We start from the raw sequence: 17,665 nt of genomic DNA, 5'->3' as shown, positions 1-17,665 counted from the left end.
ATATCTTACTGTAACTAAAACAAAAGGACCCCTTTTCAGGAGTCCCTATTCAACTGTTATCGCAAAATCCGGGCAGCGCAATTCACAAAGCATGCATTTTATGCAATCGTCGGGTCTTTCGACCTTTGCCTTTCCACCTTCCATCACCAGGACATCTTTAGGGCAGAAGGCAACACAGATTCCACAACCCTTGCACCACTCAGGCTTTACTGTTATGACCGCCGGCTCTTTTGGAGCCGACTGCTCTTCGGTCATCTATTTGCCTTTCGGGTTCGCATAAACTATTATTAATAATAGTTTTATACTCAATACACAAAGCGCATTGTAAAATTCGGGTTCAATATATAGCAACAAAATTTTAATATCAAGCCCTTTTTAACTTTAATTGTCTTTTTCAGAGTTTTCTTAGAGGATAGCCCCATCGGTTATAAAGGCAGATTCACCGCGGATGATGCCAGCGAAGAAAACGCGCTTTAAACCTACTGGAGCTGGTGGACGGAATCGAACCGACGACCTACGCATTACGAATGCGTTGCTCTACCAGCTGAGCTACACCAGCCCCTGTGAATACTCAATATATTGAGTTCCTGTACCTTTTCAAGATTTTTCTTTAATCTGTTGAAAATAATCGCCATTGGGGCTGTCAGAATGGCGGCCCGTGCTGCCCGCGACTGGCGGACTCAGAATTCAGATGACCCTCATCACTTCATCCACCGTAGTCAATCCCTGAAGCACTTTACTCGCCCCATCCATTTTCATCGTCTTCATTCCCGACCTGACAGCCGCTTCCTCGATTACCGAGTCCGGAGCTTTTTCCAGGATGAGCCCGCGGATATCGCTGCTAACCGTGAGCAGTTCATAGATACCTATCCTTTTCCTGAAGCCGGTGCCGCCGCAAGCCTGACAACCCTCTCCCCTGAAAAAGACCGGGGAGGAAGAAGTCTCGACATCAAGAAGTTCATATTCCCGGGGTTCCGGTTTATATTCCTTACGGCAATCGGGGCAGATCAGCCTGACAAGACGCTGGGCAAGGACTCCCCTGACAGTTGAAGCTATAAGGAACGGTTCGATCCCCATATCTGTCAACCTGCTTATCGCCCCTGACGCGCTGTTCGTGTGAAGAGTACTGAAAACAAGATGCCCCGTAAGGGCTGCTCTCACGGAAAGTTCAGATGTCTCGCCATCCCTGATCTCACCGACAAGAATGACATCGGGATCCTGGCGGACAATCGCTCGAAGGGCTGAAGCGAATGTGACCCCTCCCTTCACGTCTACCTGACCCTGATTCACTCCCCTCATCTCGTATTCCACGGGATCCTCGATCGTGGTTATGTTGAGATGTTCGGCCCTGATCTCGTTCAATGTGGCGTACAGGGTAGTCGTCTTTCCGCTTCCCGTTGGTCCTGTGACGAGAATGATGCCGTTATTTCCCTGCGTTATCTGGCGGTATCTGCCAAGAAGGTCGGGATCGAGCCCAAGTTCGCCAAGGTCTACCCGTACGCTGCTGAGATCGAGGATCCTCATGACAAGCTTTTCGCCATAGACGACCGGATATGTCGATACCCTGAAATCGAATTTCTTCCCATCGATCACCCGGTGTATTTTCCCGTCCTGGGGAACTCTTCTCTTTCCGATATCCATGTCAGCCATGTATTTTATTCTTGCTATGACAGCGGCCTGATATTCCGCTCCGAACGAGGAAATATCATGAAGCACTCCGTCGACACGGTATCTCACCTTCAATTTTCCCTCTTCAGGTTCCAGATGGATATCGCTCGATCCTCTTTCTATTGCGTCGCTGAAAATCGAGTCGACAAGTTTTATCACCGGCCTGTCGTCAGTCTGGATTCCTTCAGATGCCTCTTCATCAAAGGTATGATTCACGGCGTCATGGGCCGATCTCTCGGTAAGATCATCCATCAATTCATCGAGTTTATTATGTTCCCCCCAGAATGAATCGATCTTGTCCCTGATATCCTTTTCGCTTGCAAGAACCGGTTCGACTATCTTGTTCGTTATATCCCTTATCTTGTCGATGGCAAATATATCGAAAGGATCGACCATAGCTATGGTGATCACGTCTTCAATTTCAAAGAGCGGTATCATGCTGTGGCCCCGTGCCGTATCCTCGTCTATCAGGGCTGCCGTGGCAGGATCGATCTCATAATCCTCAAGTTCCAGAGTCGGGATATTAAGTCCGTCCCCGATAAATTTATTAACCAGTTTATAATCGGCAAAACCGAGTCTCACGAGGGCCTCTCCCATATTTTCACCGGTATCTTCTGTTTCGGTCCTGGCCTGGTCGAGTTGACTTTGAGTGATGACCCCCTGCTCGACAAGATCGGAACCTAATTTTTGAAGAAAAGAAGTAATTACTTTTGACCTCATTATTGTTCTTCCTTGATCAAGGCCTGGTCTGATCTCCCGCCTGACTCGTGGACCATCAGTTTCGGCGTTATAAATACTGTCAGTTCTGTCTTGGTCGTCTCCGACCTTCTGCTGCTGAAAAGATATTTCAAGAGGGGAATAGATCCCAGGACGGGGACTTTAAAAACCGATTCGATCCTGTTTTCTCCGATCAGACCCCCTATTATCAATGTGGTATTGTTTCTGACGAGGACCCTGCTTGTAGTCTGTTTGGTACTGATTATCGGTATCTCGTCACCATTGCTGACCGATCTCCATTCTTTTACCGAACTGACTTCCACCAGGATATCTATGATAATAGTATCATCGGGCCTGACGAATGGCGTGACGTAGAGCTTTATTCCGACATCCTCGAAATTAACGGTAGTAGTCGTGATCCCTCCGCTCGCCTGCCCGAACGACTGCTGGTACGCCACTTTTTCACCTACGAGTATTCTTGCTTCCCTGCCATCGAGAGCCACTATGCGCGGAGAAGATAAAATGTTGGTGCTGCTTTGCTGGGAGATCATCTGGATCAGGTTTTCTACATCCCCGTTGTAGATATTCAGCAGGAGACCCGAGTCGCCGCGGGGGAGATCGACAGTTCCATCGACAAAGACGCCATCACCCATTTCTGAAGAAAGCATCTCCCAGTTGACTCCCGATTCATTTGATTTTCCAAGGACAACTTCGACTATCTTCGATTCGATCAGGACTTGCGGAGTATCCCTGTCGATACCGACCATTTCCGGAGGGACGGTAACGACCCTTATAATATCCCCTTCACGCATATATGAATAGCCGCAGGATCTGACAATCGAAGAAAGTGCCTCCTCCAGGTCGACGTCGATCATTCTTGCCGTGATGCTTCCCGTGATCTTCTCCCCTGTTATTATATTCAGTCCAGAGATCCTCGCCAGCTGTCTCAAGGCTTCCTTTATATCGGTCTGGGAAAACTCTATTGAGACCCTGGAATCCCACCTGGAGTCGAAATCTTCGCTGATATTCACTTTTTCCGTAGCACCAAGACCTGATGCCGCGAATAGAGTGCCTGTGACAAGAAGCGTTTTCATGAGATCTTTAAGTTTCATCATTGACATCCCCGGTTATTTACATTCGTATCGTTAAAAGCCCATTTTTACCTTCAAGGACTACGATCCCTGTCTCTATTCTGCTGACCGTCAAACCATCAATAACATCCCCGACTTTAACCTCTCGTGTTCCGAAGATCGCGATCGCTCTCCCGTTTCCGATCAGAGTCCCGGTAAGAACCAGATCGGGTTCCCCCCGGTCTTTCTTTTCATTAGGCCTGGATGAATCGATTGTATTAATAAAAAGACTAAAGCGGGGCCTGAATATATTTCCAGCCCATCTCTCCGGATTCTTAAGGTTTCTGAAGGAGATCAAGCTGTCGAGATCGGCTATTATATCCTGCATCTGCTGAAGTATATCCTCGCCAAGTTGTTCTTTCTGATCTATCGCAGCTGCTTCCTTCTTCATGATCTCTTTTATATTGTATTCCTGGGCCTCAAGCGTGTCGCGTTGGACGACCATGGCGCAAAGCGTCAGGCAGATAATGATTATGATATTTTTTAAAAGTCGCATAATCATCTACCCGCTTTCATTCGGAGATTGAGCCATGCCGCTGCTCCTGATAAACGCGCTGATCTTAAATTCTATGTGGAGGAGTGGATCTATAGTCATATCCGAATCGATCCTGAAAGCATCGATCCTCAACAACCTTTCAGCACTCTCTATCTCCCTTATTAGATCTTCCAGTTTCGAATAACTGCATCTGACACTCAGTTCTATTGGAACTGTGCTGAATCCAGGTTTTAAAATCGTTCCGGTTGACGAAGCGTTCAGTATTTCGACACCTGTTTTTTCCGCTATATCGGTAAACTCCTCTATCAGGATTCCTATTTCGGGGTTTTCAGGTACCTGCCTGGTAAGGAGTTCGTGTTTTTCGATAAGCGCCCCCCACAGGCTTTCCATCCGGGTCGCCACGGATACTTCCTTCTCCATTTCAGGCAATTCGTCATTCCTCAGAATCAATATCCGGTTTTCCATTCTCGTTTTAGTGGCAATGATTTTATTCGCCCTGATCGCTATGGGAGAGAGAAAAGTCACGGCTACCAGCAAAAGACAGACAGCCCCACCGGAAACGATCATGTATATTATTCTTGTTCTGCTTTCCTTCATACCGGCAATCACCTGACCACGTGACATACTATCTCGAATCTATAATATCTTTTGTCCTCGTGTGACGCGCTTTCTACCTTCATCAGTTCAATATTTTCAAAATTTCTGCTTGATTCCATAAACTGCAGAAAGTGAGCTATTTTTTTCCTGTCGATCGCCTTGCCATCAAGCATCAGTACCAGGCTCTTTTGTCCGGTACTGTCTTTATCCTTTGTCCGCCGTTCGGATACTTCCATGACGTCCACCCATAGATCCCTGTGGCAGTTTCGACTTATTTCTCCGATCAGGCCGGACCAGAGTATCCTTTCCGTGTCGTACTCTTTCAGAACTCTCGCGATCTTATCTATCTCCGCTTTTCTATCGGGAATCTTTTCCATTCCATTTATAATCACCGACATCTCGTCCTTTCGACGGGAAAGATCGGACAGATCGGTATCGAATTTTGAGATGATCCTCTTGTTATCAATGATCATTTTCTCGTAAGCGGCAGATATGCCCAATGAACCGGCAATCGATGAAAGCACTGCTATGACAACGATCTTTCTGATCGGCCACTTCAGAAGAAAGATCAAATCCCGCGGCATAAGGTTGATTTCGCCCATCATCGACTCCTTATAGCCAGCCCTAGAGCAACCGTCAGTTGAGCGAAAGAGTCCGTACCGCTCTCATCAGAAAGCAATCCAGTTCCAAACGGATCGAGTACTTCAGTTTCTATACCCATTTTGATCTGCAGGACCCTGTCGATATTTGGAAGAAGCGACGTTCCCCCGGTCAGGTAGATAATGTCCGGATTATTCTGCATCTCATTTTGAGCCTTGAATATCTCATAAGATCTTTTCAGGTCTGCCACAAGTCTGTCTACTGACCTTTCTATCGCTGAATAAACAGTATACTCTAGAGATAGTGGAGGGACTTCCTCCCCATTTATGATCGGCTCTGAAAAACCGGTCTCCATCATGTAAACGCGCGACTCATGTTCACTGCAGCCGATCAGGCTGGAGATCGATTCGAGAATATCATTTGTTCCGTTCTCGATTCTCCTGGACATGATAAGGACCTTATCCCTGAGTATCAACAATGTGCTCCATCTGTGTTCGATATCGAGGATCGCGACTGTCTTTTTCTCAATACCTGAAAAACCATTCATAAGCCTGCACAGCGAGCTCGATCTCGATTCGATCCCTTCGGGACATAGATCTGCTTCTTGAATAATGCTGGCCAGCTTTTCGACTCTGTCTCTTCTGGCGATCGCGAGATGAACGTCTTTCCGGCTGCTGTCGGGGATTTCCGAGATATTGTAATCATAGACGGTTTCCTCCATCGAGTAGTCTATATGCTTGGGGACCTCCCACTCGATGATCTCCCTGATTTTCTTTCCCGCTTCGGCCGGCACGCTCACAAATCTTTCAATAACATCCTCGGGCATAAGTACGGCAAAAGCCTTTTTCGCCTTGATACCGTTATTCCGTATAAGTCCTTTCAGTCTTTCGGCGTATCTCACGGGGCCTCCATCCTCATCATCCTCCGTTATCCGGTCTATAGCTGTTTTCAGGACCATAATGCCACCTCGGCCTGACTCGACTTCGACAAGCTTTATAAACCTTGGACTCATATCGATACCAAGAACCCGCTTATGTCCCGCTATCGAGATCATCGGCAAATAATCCTTTCTTGCCAGAAACTTCTTTCCCTGTCCGACGGTTCAATAGTTCCTGCACTGGAATCCGAATTCGAAGATCGTCGAGTCAGGTTCGATACTGCGATCCTTACGGATTTTCACATTCAATCCGACCTGGCCCGTCGTCGAATATCCCGTGTTTCCGTTATCAACGAAGAAGCTCCCTCCCATGTAATCGACATCCCTGTCAGCAAATGACGGAACCAGCACACCGGCTCCACCGGCCGCTGATCTGAAGAGAAACACCGACTCTCCATTTGATTCGAAGTAATACCTTATCGAATCAGCCTGGTTACTGTTCCTGTAAATCCTTAGTACAAGGCCATCAGGACTTACCCAGGGGCGCATCGATAGCGGATCGCCAAGAGCTGATCTTATCTCACCCGAGATCCCGGCGTAAGACTCGCGTGATATCCTGTTTATTCCGGCCTTTCCCTGCGAGACTGACATAGTCGTCATCAGATCGATAAGAAGAGGAGCACCAGCCATAACGATGATACCGATGATCGTTATGGTGATGATCAGTTCTATCAGAGTCATCCCGCTCACGTGGGAGCAGGGCAAAGCCAGGCATTCTCTCATCCGGCAATATGCGTGACCAGGGAACATATGATTCTCTCATCCTTCCTTATTCGAACTTCGATCTTGACCAGCGTTGGAGCGCCTCCTGAGTCCTTAAGAACAGTCACATCTCTCATCCATTCGTACCCTGAATCGGCAGTCCAGGATACCGGCGCAATACCGACTCCCGATCTCACCGAATCTTCCATCCTGTTTTCCGCTATCTGCGCGGCGCGAGTCATCATGTCATCGTGTGATGAAGCAGACAGCAGCCCTGCGTACATCGATGAGAACGAATACGCGATCATCCCAAGGATCACGATGGTGATGATAAGTTCTATCAGAGTGAACCCACTCTGATCTGATATTCTCATCGGCAGACTCCTCCCGTCTCCGGGTTCATCGGATGATCCTTTCTATAGTGACTTCTCTGTCTTCACTGTCATCCTTTGGCCCTAAGGCGTCAGCGCGGCCGCGTTATGCTCGCTGTTGCTGCATGAAACGGTATATGTACTGTCCGATGTCTTCGTATAGGTGATCGTTCCCCCGGTCGGACAGGTCGGAATCTCGTTGTTCATGAACATCGTCGTTGCCAGACCTGCCGGAAGCGTTCCGACATTTTTCGCGTAATAGATACTTACAGCTGACCGGATCGTAGCCTGGGCGGCCTGGCATGAATTGATCTCGGCGCTGTCTGTCATATTCATATACGCGGGGATCGTCACGGCGGCGATCAATCCAAGTATGACAATGACGATTACCAGTTCTATCAGGGTCCATCCCCCGTCTTTTTTTCTTTTCACCATCTTGTTTCCTCCATCAAACGATTCTTCTGCCTGTTAATTCAACGGTCAGGTTTTCACAGACCACCTCCCTTCGCCACTTTCATCATCTGCATCATCGGAGTGATCAGGGACAGGTACATAAAAGCGATGATCAATCCCATCGCGGCTATCAGCACTGGTTCAATCACAGTAGTCAGTCTTGCTATCGAATAACCTATCTCCTTTTCATAATATTCACTCAATTTTCCAAGCATCTCATCCATGTTACCGCTCTCCTCACCGATCGACACCATGTGCACGACAAGGGGAGGAAAACTTCCCGCTTTGCTGAATGACTCCGCTATCGTTCCGCCATCGCTTATCATATCCTTCGCTTTAAGCGCGGCCCGTTTGACCACGGAGTTTCCCATCGCCCTGGCAATTATTCCAAGGCTCTGCGATATCGCTATGCCGCTGCTGTTGAGCGACTGATAGGTGTGGGAAAAAGACGCCAGGCTGGATTTGAGGAAAAGTGGACCAAAGACAGGAATTCTCAATTTCATATCGTCAAAGAAATATCTGCCTTTCTCCGTTCCGTTATACCATCTCAATATCAGTACCACGACCAGTATGACCGCCGCGATCAGGATCAGGTTTTCCCTCATGAACCGGCTTATGAGGATAGTGGTCCTGGTGGTGAAAGGAAGCGCGATATCTGCCGCGTCAAAGATCTTTATGAAAGTCGGAAAGACGACTATCATAAGGAAATTGATTCCCAGAAGCGAGGCTATAAGAAGTATCACGGGGTACGATACGGCAGCCTTGACCTTTTCGGCCCTGTCATTCTCAGCTTCCTCGAGGTCGGCAAGCCTGTTGAAAGTCTCTGCCAGCATTCCCGACACCTCACCGGCTTCGACCATCGAAATATATGAATCTGAGAATACGTCTCTTCTTCCGGAGAGAGCTTCGGACACGGCCGAACCACCTTCGATACTTTTTTTGAGTTCCTGCACGAGGATTGAGAGTCCCTTGTCACCGTTCTGTTTTCTGATAAGCGTGAGAGCGTTGTTTATCGGGATCCCAGCGTCGAGAAGCGATGCCATCTGTCTGGTAAATACTATCCTGCTTTTTCTGCTTATCCGGTAGGAGGAATACCCGAGTTTCTCCAGGATCGCGTGTAGATTCCCCGAACGTTTTTCTTTAAGAGAGGAGACATGATACCCCATGCCTGACAGTTTATTGAGAAGATGTACCCTGTCGGCGAATTCCATCTCCCCCTTGACCATGATTCCACTATTATTAAAAGCCTTATACTGATAAAAAGGCATCGTCAATCAGCAACCTTACTCTCGACGAGGGTCAGAGATTCGATCTTTTCGACGAGTTCGTCGATATTGAACGGTTTTGCCATATATCCATCCGCCCCGCTTGTCATGCCTATCTTTTTGTCGTCTTCAAGCGATCTTGTCGTCAGCATGATGACGGGTATTTTTTTGAACCGTTTGTCAAACTTAAGAAGGCGGCATATCTTGAACCCATTCATCGATGGAAGCATGACGTCAAGGATGACAAGGTCAGGAACGATTTCCTTGGCCGTTTTTAATCCCTCAAGTCCATCATCCCTTACTACTGCTTCATATCCCCTTTTCCCCAGCTCCACTTTTAACAACTCCGAGACAAGTCTCGAATCCTCGATTACCAGGATCTTTTTCATTATTCCTCCCTCATCTATCGCGACTGTCGAGGCTGGACACTCTCCATCAATTTACGGATATCCGCCAGGACAGACCGATACCGCGACTCTTGGTTATATTCTCGGAGATTATCTGGAATAGTTTAGGGAAAAAGGTACTATAGTCCCTGTTTTTTAAGGAAGCTATTTAAGCGTCTCGCCATTCGCGGCATGATAATCCCTGTAAAAACCGACCGAGGCGAAGATTTCCTCCTCGATTTGCGGTTTTCCGGTGATGATGAATCTGGCCATATTCAGTCCGACCCCAGGCCCAAGCATGAATCCCTGTCCACACATTCCGGCGCAGAGGTACATCCCTGTCACCTCTCTGACGCTGTCGAGAATTATTATCCCGTCCGGTGTCATCGGGTATAATCCTCGCCAGACCCTCCTCACCAGCATATTCTTCAATCTTGGGATCAGGTCAATCAACCTTCGGGCGATCACTGGCATGAATTCCGATGTGGCGGAAAGATTCGTTCCCTCGATCGGATCGATCGGCGTGTAACAGAATATTACCTGGCCTCGGTCATTCTGGCCAAAATAGAAATTTGCCGTTCTCTTTTCAGTTCCCGGACGGATGTCGACTACGAGAGGATCAAAAAAACGTTCCATTGGAGCGGATATTCCCGCCTCATGGCTCTCAGGCACCACCGGGATCTCAAGCCCCGCCATCATCCCGATCTCTTTCGCGTAAGCTCCGGCGGCGTTTACAACCACATCAGAGTAATATTTTCCTTTCGAAGTCTCGACGCCCTCGATCCTTCCGCTCCGGATAAGAAGCGATATCACCGGTTCGCCAAACAAGAATTCGGTTCCCCTGTCCCTGCTTTCCTTCCAGAAAGCGGCAGCGGCCTTCAGGGGAGATACCTGTCCGTCTCCTGGAGAGTAGGTGCCGCCAAGAAGACCATCATTATTGATCCCCGGTACTAGAGAGGAGATCCCTGACGGATCAACCCAGTCGATATCAAGACCGAAATCCTTTTGAACGGGAAGAAGCTGCTTCAGAGCTTCTTCATCCTTTTTTCTGTAGACAGGGAAACAGTATCCTCCCTCGATCCAACCGATATCAGTTCCATGCCTCTCTTCCCATGTTGAGAATATCTCGAGACTTTTCAGACAGAGTTTGATCTTGGCCGGATCGGAATGCGTAGCCCTGACTCCACCGATCGCCGCCTTGTTCTGCCCCTGACCGGGAGACCTTCCCCCGTCAAGGACGAGTACTTTCCACCCTTCCAGGGAGAGAAAATACGAGAGTGGACAACCGACACTTCCAGCTCCGATTATGATCGCGTCATACTTCTTCAATCCCTGTTCCCGCCTCTTTTATTGATCCCGGCGAAGGCCGAAAGGGGGACTTCGGATACAAATGGTCTATCCGTAGGCAAAGTCACCCTGGAAATATCGACGCCCTCGTTTTTATAAAGATTAAGTATCAGATCGGTACATGTCCTGCCGGCGCAAGCTCCCATACCTGTCCTTATGGTCGCTTTGAGAATATTCATATCGATGACTCCGGCCCTTATCTCTGCCCTTATCTCTCCGGCCGTAATCCTCTCGCATCTGCATATGATCGTATCATCAGGGACAGATTCTTCGAGGGGAAGGCCTTTTACCCCTGTTTCGGCCTCGAGATCGATGAAACCGGCGACGCGCAGAATATCATCGTCGGGGACTTCAAGCGTTACCAGCCAGCGTTTTTTATCTCCAGGGGATCTTTTTACCTTTAAAACCTTTCCTTCACCGACACGATTACCTTCAAGATCCACTGTATTGACGACGCGGCCTTCTTTCAGATCGTCGAGGAGCATCTCGTAAGGGATCACAACGCGTGAGCCTTCCCCATCCGATGCTGTTCCCCTCCTGACCAGGGTTATCGCGAGGGCCGGACAGGCCGTAACACACTTCATGCAACCCGTACACTGACCGCTGAATACCGGGAGTCCCATGATCGAATCGCCTGGTATGAGGATGGAGGAATGGGGACACGAATCGACGCACGGGTTGCATGGTATCTCTTCTATGCACCTTAAAACAGGAAAAATATCACTGCCAGGGTCTTCAGGTTCAAACGGTACTGTCGACCCGGGCCTGCTGCGCAGGACTTCCTGAGTCTTCTCCCAGGCATCAGGTATATCAATCTCATATCCGAGAGACCGGGCGATCTTTCTCCCTGTGATCTTTCCACTGAATATCGCGGCGGATGCTTCAGCTATTTCTTCTGAATCTCCACAGCTGTATGATTCGATCCCGAATGCTTCCAGTTTCCTGCGTAATTCGTCGACCGGTGAGAGACCGACCGCGATAAGAAGAGTATCTACATCGAACTTTTTCTCAGTTCCCCTGACGGGCCTGAACTCGCCGTCTATCGCTGTTATCGTTATGCTCTCAAGAAAATCCGAACCCTCGGCTTTCAGTATCGAATGCGAAGTATATACGGGGACCCCCAGGCGTCTCAGCTTATCCAGGTGCACTTTGTAACCGCCGCATCTGGACAGTGCTTCGACCAGCCCGACGACCTTTATGCCGGCTTGGACAGCGTGATACCCCGTTATCAACCCCACATTGCCACCGCCGACTATGAACAGCCTTTCGGCCGGTTTTACCAGGTCCCTGTTCAGCAATGTCTGAAAAGCACCCGCTCCGTACACCCCGGGCATATCGCATCCTGGGAAGGCGAGCGTCTTTTCCCTTGCGCCGCATGCTACCAGCACGATCCTGGGCAACACAAAGAAATATTCATCTCCACGGTATAATCCGATTTTCCTGTCACTGAATACTCCCACAGCGGTCGTTCCGGTCAAGACAGACACCGAATCGAGGGAATCAAGCTGCCTGGTCATCAGATCGGCGATATCGATCCCTCTTGTGCCGGCATAACAATCATCCCGCGAACCGAAAAAAGGGTGAGTCTGTAAGGTGAGTTTTCCGCCGGGTTCATTCTTGTCATCGATAAGGAGGACTTTCGCTCCGAGATTTCCGAGTTCGATCGCCGCATTGATTCCCGCCGGGCCGGCCCCGATCACGAGGACATCCGTCTCGATCTCATCGCAATCGGTAAATTCCCCGGGGAAGTCGTCAGCCGGAAGAACCGGGGATCCTTCGCAGCTTTCGACCCGCATCCCTTCCTCGAGCACAGTCATACATCCCTTGACGATCCTTCCATTGACGATGACCATGCACTGGCTGCACTGACCATTGACGCAGAATATCCCTTGTGGAGCCCCGTCCCTTGTGTGATGCCCGAATATCCTGATACCATTGGCATATAAGGCGGAAGTTACGACTTCACCTTCAAGTGCCCGCAGACTCTTGCCGTTAAATGTGAATGAAATCTCTTTTCTGTCCTTAATCGGCAGTATCGGATGTATTTTAAGCCTGTTGTCAATATTCATAGATAAAGCGATTCTCCGCACCCCGTTTTATTGAGAGATCGTAAGCAGCACCTGGTTCTTCTCGACGGACTTCCCGGGAGCCACCTTCAACGACCTGATTGTTCCACTTACGTTCGAAGTAAGGCTGTTCTGCATCTTCATCGCTTCGAGAATGACCAGGACATCCCCCTCGCTTACATTGTCACCTTCCTTGACTTCAAAACTTACGACCATTCCCGGCATGGGAGCTGTGAAGGCGAGTTCAGACCCGATTGTCTCCGATGAAGGAGCATCCGCGCTTTTTTCCGTTTTCTTTCGAGCCTTTTCCCGTTTCGTCTCCTTCTTTACGATCGGGGCAGTATCTCCGATCGAACGAGCTCGCGGCTTTCCACCGACTTCCTCGACTTCGATATTATAATGCTGCCCTCCGACAAACACGTTGAATGCTCTCAGGCCCGCCCCTTTTGCCGGCGCGCCGGCAGAGGATGATATCTTGACATTCCCCGACTTGACATTCGCGAGCATCTCATCTTCCCGTTCGACATCGTCGAGTGTCACCGGCCTCAACTCGGCGGGAGGTTCTTCGAGACCATACTTCCAGCGAAGAAATCTCATGCCGGTCGTCGGATAGAGCGCGTAAATGAGAAGGTCCCTGTTGTCCCTTGCGAGTCCCTTGACAGCTTCGCGAGCCTTATCCAGTTCCGGTTCGAGCATATCGGCAGCTCTGCATGTGATCGGAGTCTCCCCTCTGGGATATCCTTTTAACGCCATTTTTCGGACTTTCGGATCCATCTCGACCGGAGGTTTTCCATAGAGTCCATACGCATAATCCTTGACCTGTCCACTTATCATCTTGTAGCGCCCGAAAAGCACGTTCTGGACTGACTGAATACCGACGATCTGGCTCGTCGGAGTGACGAGCGGAGGATAACCGAGTTCCTTTCGCGTCAGCGGAAGTTCATCATAGACTTCCTGGAGCCTGTCTAGCGCATCAGCTTCCTTCAGCTGGCTTACCAGATTGGTGAGCATGCCTCCCGGTATCTGATGCTCGAGTACGCCTGTATCTATAATAGCCATCCTCGTCGTATTGAGGAAACGCCTGTATTTCGGCGCGACTTTTTCGACATAATTGCCAAGTTCAAACAGTTTCTCCAGGTCGAGACCGGGATCTCTGTCAGTATCGGCGAGAGCGGCGACCATCGGTTCGACCGCCGGTTCGGATGTCCTCAGCCCGAATGGAGCAAGCGCGCAATCGAGGACATCGACACCCGCTTCGACCGCTTTCATATACGTCATCGACGCCATGCCACTGGTGTAGTGGCAATGCAGATGAACAGGAATGGAAATCTTTTTCTTCAGGGTCTTCACCAGGTCATACGCGTCGTAGGGATTAAGAAGTCCGGCCATATCCTTTATGCAGAGAGAATCGGCGCCCATATTCTCAAGAGCTTTCGCCTTGTTGACGTAGTAGTCGAGCGTAAAGACCTCTCCACCAAGCCGCTTTTCGGTCAGTGAGTAGGAAATAGTCCCCTGTATATGTTTGCCTGTCTCCTTTATCACTCTGAATGACGCCTCGAAATTGCGTTCGTCATTCAACGCGTCAAATACCCTGAAAATATCTATCCCCGCTTCCGCCGCCTCATGTATAAAAAGCTCCAGGACATCATCAGCGTAGTTGCGGTAACCGACAAGGTTCTGACCTCTCAGCAACATCTGAAGCGGTGTTTTTTTGATCCTTTTCTTCAATTCAGTCAACCGAATCCATGGATCTTCATTCAGGAACCTCGTGGCAACGTCAAAGGTGGCTCCACCCCATACTTCCATTGAATGGAATCCGACCTGATCCATCTTGTCCGCTATCGGAAGCATATCTTCCGTTCGAAAACGAGTGGCCAGAATAGACTGATGACCATCCCTGAACGTCGTGTCCGTGATTCCCAGCGGAACTCTTCTTTTTAATTTTTTCTCACCGGCAGACATCTTTTACCCCATCCCCATCTTTGTGCAGATTGTTTTTATATCAGGGAAAATCTACGTAATCTGACCGTGCCGGGGTTTCCCCTGACAGCAAGAGTACGTTTTGTCATCGTCTCACGGCGCGAACCCATCTTCCACGGACTGAGTTGGGGGCCGAATCTTCTTTTCTTTTCGACAGATTCAGTATCAATGTAAGACTGAATAGCCGCCGTAATCGCGATTACCAGGTCCTGATCCATCAGATCCACCTTCCTGCTTGCTCCGTACAGGTGAAAGATATGACAGGGTTTTCCTGACTGTCAACAAGAATTCCCTAAACCACCCATACTTCCTGCCGAAAGAAATTGATATAAAAGGACTTTAGTCACGACACACGAGGGTCTTGTCCGGCCGGGCGGCCGAACGTTCAGAAAAGAAGGGGACTTCAGATGGGATTACCTGAAATAAATCGAGAGACAGGACGGCCGAGGATCCTGCAGGTAGCAACGATCGATCTGGCGATAAAAAAACTTATGCTTCCACTGATGAAGGAGTTGCTGAAAAACGGTTGCCATGTCGACGCCGCGGCGGCTGATCTGGGCGATGGGACACCGGCGTACCTTGAATCGCTTGGATTCAATTTCCACGACATCGGGATCGAAAGAAGCATGTCACCGGGAAATATCCTCAAGGCGGTTAAAAATATCTACCGCCTACTGAAAAACGAGAAATATGATATCGTCCATCTTCATACCCCGGTAGCGGCGTTCACCGGCCGGTTGGCAGCGCGGCTTGCAGGTGTGCCTGAAATAATATATACGGCGCATGGATTTTACTTTCATGAGAATATGAGACTTTATAAAAGACTCGTCTTCGAACTCGCCGAATTCTCGGCGGGAAGACTGGCAACGGATTATCTTTTCTGTCAGAGCATCGAGGACACCGACAAGGCCCTTAATACCAGTTTTCTTTCACCATCCAGGATCCTTCATATAGGAAATGGCGTCGACACCGATCTTTTCGCGCCAGATGCCGACATCCGGTCGGAAATCAGAAAGGAACTCGGCATCAGCATCGATTCCGTTGTGGTAAGTTTTATCGGGAGGATCGTAAAGGAAAAAGGTATCCTCGACCTGATCGATTCATTCATCCCTCTTGCCACTGCTCACAAGGATCTCACACTGGTAATAACAGGCGACTCTACTACAGCCGCTGACAGGGACTCAACCACTTTTGAAGCAGTCAGGAAGGCGATCAGATCAAATGATCTTGACAGAAGGGTAATCCTGACCGGATTCCGCGATGATCCTGAAAGAATCCTCGCTGCCAGTGATATTTTCGTTCTGCCTTCATACCGGGAGGGTCTGCCCCGATCAATCTGCGAAGCGATGTCCTCGGGGCTTCCCGTCATCGCGACGGCCATCAGGGGCTGCAGGGAGCAGGTCGATGACGGAATAAACGGGTTTCTGTTCCCCCCCGGAAATATCCATCTTCTTCGTGGCGCGATCGAAGATCTTGCGTTGCACAGGGGAAAAAGATTGATCATGGGGGAAAAAGCGAGAGAGAAAGCGTTGACCATTTTCAGGGAAGAAGATGTCATAGAGAGACAGATGAAAATATATCGGCATATTCTTCAGGAACGCCTGCGGCGTCCGATTCCAGTCATCCCTGTTATTGAAAAAGAAAAAACCGGTGAGAGTATCCCGGTCTGATCCGGTGGTGGGAAGGGGCGGAATCGAACCGCCGACACACGGATTTTCAATCCGTTGCTCTACCGACTGAGCTACCTTCCCACGGAGAGAAATCTTATTCATTTTATTCAGATTGTCAACAGTTTCTTATTTATTGACGGGCTGCCTGATTCTTTTTTTCCCGGAATGCTTCACATCGAGCATCTTTTTGCCGCCGATATATTCCTTAAGGACAGGATTCGTTATCTTGCCAAGCTGTTTCGCTATTTCCTGGATCCTCGATATCTGCTTCTCTATACTGTGCAGTTTGTTGACGATGTTAGGATCAAGATTGTCCCTCTGCATCAACATCAGCTGCGTATTTCCAAGAATCGAACAAAGGGGATTATTGATCTCATGATTGACGCTTATGGCTGTTTCGGTTATCGCGGCGAGTCTTTCCGCTTCTATCAGTTTCGACTGCATCACCTTGATCTCTCTGAGGTCGAAAGCAAGTATCAGCATGCCGATAAGCTCGTTTTTACCGTCCCTGACCGGAGAGATCTTGATCCGCACGGGGATCTCCCGACCCTGGGCTCCGATCAGTTTCGTTACATATCCATTTGATAAAAAATTCTCGTCCTTTCTGAGTGCCCTGATTATCTTCCTGATTTTTTCAAATGGAAAGATCCTCGTTATGCGCCGGCCGACCATATCGATGTCCGTAAATCCCGTCATGGCCCGCGCGGCTTGATTGAACAGCAATATCCTCATCTTCGTATCTAACGATACGAGAGCAACAGGGGAACTGTCGAGTACGCTGGCTAAATATTCACTCGGCTGCATCTGGCTCGTTCTCCTCTGTTTGACCCTGCCTGAATTACGGGCAGGACCACCATACCGTCAGGCCAACCTGACCTCTTCCTTGTTTTTACCGAGATGATAGGCGATCCTCTCCATGAGATCATCGAGTTCGAACGGTTTGTACATGTATTCGTCGGCGTTCGACCAGGTGGCGAGAAAATCTTCTCTTTCAGGACTGTCGACTTTTCGCGCGGTAAGGACGAGGATCCTGAACGGCTTGATCTTGCCCGCGTCCATTTCCTGTTTTAGTATGCGCGAGACCTCATAACCATTTTTCCCGGGCAGCATAATATCGAGCAGCATAAGATCATATTCGTTCCTGTGAGCTTTGCGCAAGGCATGAAGCCCGTCATATGCCACATCGACATTAAAACCTCTCAGTTCCAGACTGTATTTGACAGTCTCGACTATATCTTCATCATCCTCTACGATCAGGATCCTGTATTGATCCATCCCCT

General features: G+C 49.1%; 19 protein-coding genes and 2 tRNA genes. 1 reads left to right on the top strand and 20 read right to left on the bottom strand.

Annotation, left to right across the window (positions count from 1 at the left end):
• Positions 1-45: 45 nt before the first annotated feature.
• The 17 genes from JW814_12380 to JW814_12300 all read right to left on the bottom strand — a co-directional run bounded on the left by JW814_12380 (position 46) and on the right by JW814_12300 (position 14,933).
• The gene (locus tag JW814_12380; GenBank protein MBN2072242.1) at positions 46-255 is read right to left on the bottom strand and encodes a 4Fe-4S binding protein; all 210 of its coding nucleotides are present in this window, start codon (positions 253-255) and stop codon (positions 46-48) included.
• A gap of 228 nt (positions 256-483) precedes the next feature.
• A tRNA-Thr gene (locus JW814_12375) sits at positions 484-559 on the bottom strand.
• A 128-nt stretch (positions 560-687) separates the two neighbouring features.
• Entirely contained in the window at positions 688-2,388 is a 1,701-nt protein-coding gene (gene tadA, locus JW814_12370) for a Flp pilus assembly complex ATPase component TadA (protein MBN2072241.1), read from the bottom strand.
• Positions 2,388-3,497: a type II and III secretion system protein gene (locus JW814_12365; protein ID MBN2072240.1), complete on the bottom strand. Its 1,110-nt coding sequence runs from the start codon at positions 3,495-3,497 to the stop codon at positions 2,388-2,390. Before JW814_12365 ends, tadA begins: the two co-directional genes overlap by 1 nt.
• Before the next feature lie 19 nt (positions 3,498-3,516).
• Positions 3,517-4,011, bottom strand: coding sequence for a hypothetical protein (locus tag JW814_12360; protein ID MBN2072239.1), 495 nt, complete (start codon positions 4,009-4,011; stop codon positions 3,517-3,519).
• 6 nt (positions 4,012-4,017) lie between these two features.
• Positions 4,018-4,608: a type 4a pilus biogenesis protein PilO gene (gene pilO / locus JW814_12355; protein MBN2072238.1), complete on the bottom strand. Its 591-nt coding sequence runs from the start codon at positions 4,606-4,608 to the stop codon at positions 4,018-4,020.
• Between the two features lie 8 nt (positions 4,609-4,616).
• A complete protein-coding gene (locus JW814_12350) occupies positions 4,617-5,210 on the bottom strand; it encodes a PilN domain-containing protein (protein MBN2072237.1) in 594 nt (197 codons plus the stop codon).
• The gene (gene pilM / locus JW814_12345) at positions 5,210-6,262 is read right to left on the bottom strand and encodes a pilus assembly protein PilM (GenBank protein MBN2072236.1); all 1,053 of its coding nucleotides are present in this window, start codon (positions 6,260-6,262) and stop codon (positions 5,210-5,212) included. Before pilM ends, JW814_12350 begins: the two co-directional genes overlap by 1 nt.
• 48 nt (positions 6,263-6,310) lie before the next feature.
• Entirely contained in the window at positions 6,311-6,868 is a 558-nt protein-coding gene (locus JW814_12340; protein MBN2072235.1) for a prepilin-type N-terminal cleavage/methylation domain-containing protein, read from the bottom strand.
• Positions 6,865-7,221 carry a type II secretion system protein gene (locus JW814_12335; protein MBN2072234.1) on the bottom strand — a complete coding sequence of 119 codons (357 nt, stop codon included), beginning with the start codon at positions 7,219-7,221 and terminating at the stop codon, positions 6,865-6,867. The genes JW814_12340 and JW814_12335 overlap by 4 nt, the downstream gene beginning before the upstream one ends.
• Before the next feature lie 81 nt (positions 7,222-7,302).
• Positions 7,303-7,653: a prepilin-type N-terminal cleavage/methylation domain-containing protein gene (locus tag JW814_12330; protein ID MBN2072233.1), complete on the bottom strand. Its 351-nt coding sequence runs from the start codon at positions 7,651-7,653 to the stop codon at positions 7,303-7,305.
• A gap of 53 nt (positions 7,654-7,706) precedes the next feature.
• The gene (locus JW814_12325; GenBank protein MBN2072232.1) at positions 7,707-8,939 is read right to left on the bottom strand and encodes a type II secretion system F family protein; all 1,233 of its coding nucleotides are present in this window, start codon (positions 8,937-8,939) and stop codon (positions 7,707-7,709) included.
• A 2-nt stretch (positions 8,940-8,941) separates the two neighbouring features.
• Positions 8,942-9,325, bottom strand: coding sequence for a response regulator transcription factor (locus JW814_12320; GenBank protein MBN2072231.1), 384 nt, complete (start codon positions 9,323-9,325; stop codon positions 8,942-8,944).
• Positions 9,326-9,487: 162 nt separating this feature from the next.
• Positions 9,488-10,651 (bottom strand): FAD-binding oxidoreductase, encoded by a 1,164-nt coding sequence (locus JW814_12315; protein ID MBN2072230.1) that lies wholly within the window; start codon positions 10,649-10,651, stop codon positions 9,488-9,490.
• Entirely contained in the window at positions 10,648-12,738 is a 2,091-nt protein-coding gene (locus JW814_12310; GenBank protein ID MBN2072229.1) for an FAD-dependent oxidoreductase, read from the bottom strand. Before JW814_12310 ends, JW814_12315 begins: the two co-directional genes overlap by 4 nt.
• A gap of 27 nt (positions 12,739-12,765) precedes the next feature.
• The gene (locus JW814_12305) at positions 12,766-14,697 is read right to left on the bottom strand and encodes a pyruvate carboxylase subunit B (GenBank protein MBN2072228.1); all 1,932 of its coding nucleotides are present in this window, start codon (positions 14,695-14,697) and stop codon (positions 12,766-12,768) included.
• 35 nt (positions 14,698-14,732) lie between these two features.
• Entirely contained in the window at positions 14,733-14,933 is a 201-nt protein-coding gene (locus JW814_12300; GenBank protein ID MBN2072227.1) for a hypothetical protein, read from the bottom strand.
• 189 nt (positions 14,934-15,122) lie between these two features.
• Between JW814_12300 and JW814_12295 the strand changes: the two genes are divergently transcribed.
• Positions 15,123-16,385 carry a glycosyltransferase family 4 protein gene (locus JW814_12295; GenBank protein ID MBN2072226.1) on the top strand — a complete coding sequence of 421 codons (1,263 nt, stop codon included), beginning with the start codon at positions 15,123-15,125 and terminating at the stop codon, positions 16,383-16,385.
• A 5-nt stretch (positions 16,386-16,390) separates the two neighbouring features.
• On the opposite strand, the gene JW814_12290 is transcribed toward JW814_12295, so the two are convergent.
• The 3 genes from JW814_12290 to JW814_12280 all read right to left on the bottom strand — a co-directional run bounded on the left by JW814_12290 (position 16,391) and on the right by JW814_12280 (position 17,660).
• Positions 16,391-16,466: transfer RNA gene (locus JW814_12290), tRNA-Phe, on the bottom strand.
• 45 nt (positions 16,467-16,511) lie between these two features.
• Positions 16,512-17,189, bottom strand: a complete 678-nt coding sequence (locus JW814_12285) for a PAS domain S-box protein (GenBank protein MBN2072225.1) — start codon at positions 17,187-17,189, stop codon at positions 16,512-16,514.
• Between the two features lie 57 nt (positions 17,190-17,246).
• Positions 17,247-17,660: a response regulator gene (locus JW814_12280; protein ID MBN2072224.1), complete on the bottom strand. Its 414-nt coding sequence runs from the start codon at positions 17,658-17,660 to the stop codon at positions 17,247-17,249.
• Positions 17,661-17,665 lie beyond the last annotated feature (5 nt).

The sequence above is a fragment of the Candidatus Krumholzibacteriota bacterium genome, from assembly GCA_016932415.1.
GTDB lineage: Bacteria > Krumholzibacteriota > Krumholzibacteriia > Krumholzibacteriales > Krumholzibacteriaceae > Krumholzibacterium.
Note: the sequence above shows the minus strand (reverse complement) of the source record. Positions and strands in the feature narration are given on the sequence as shown.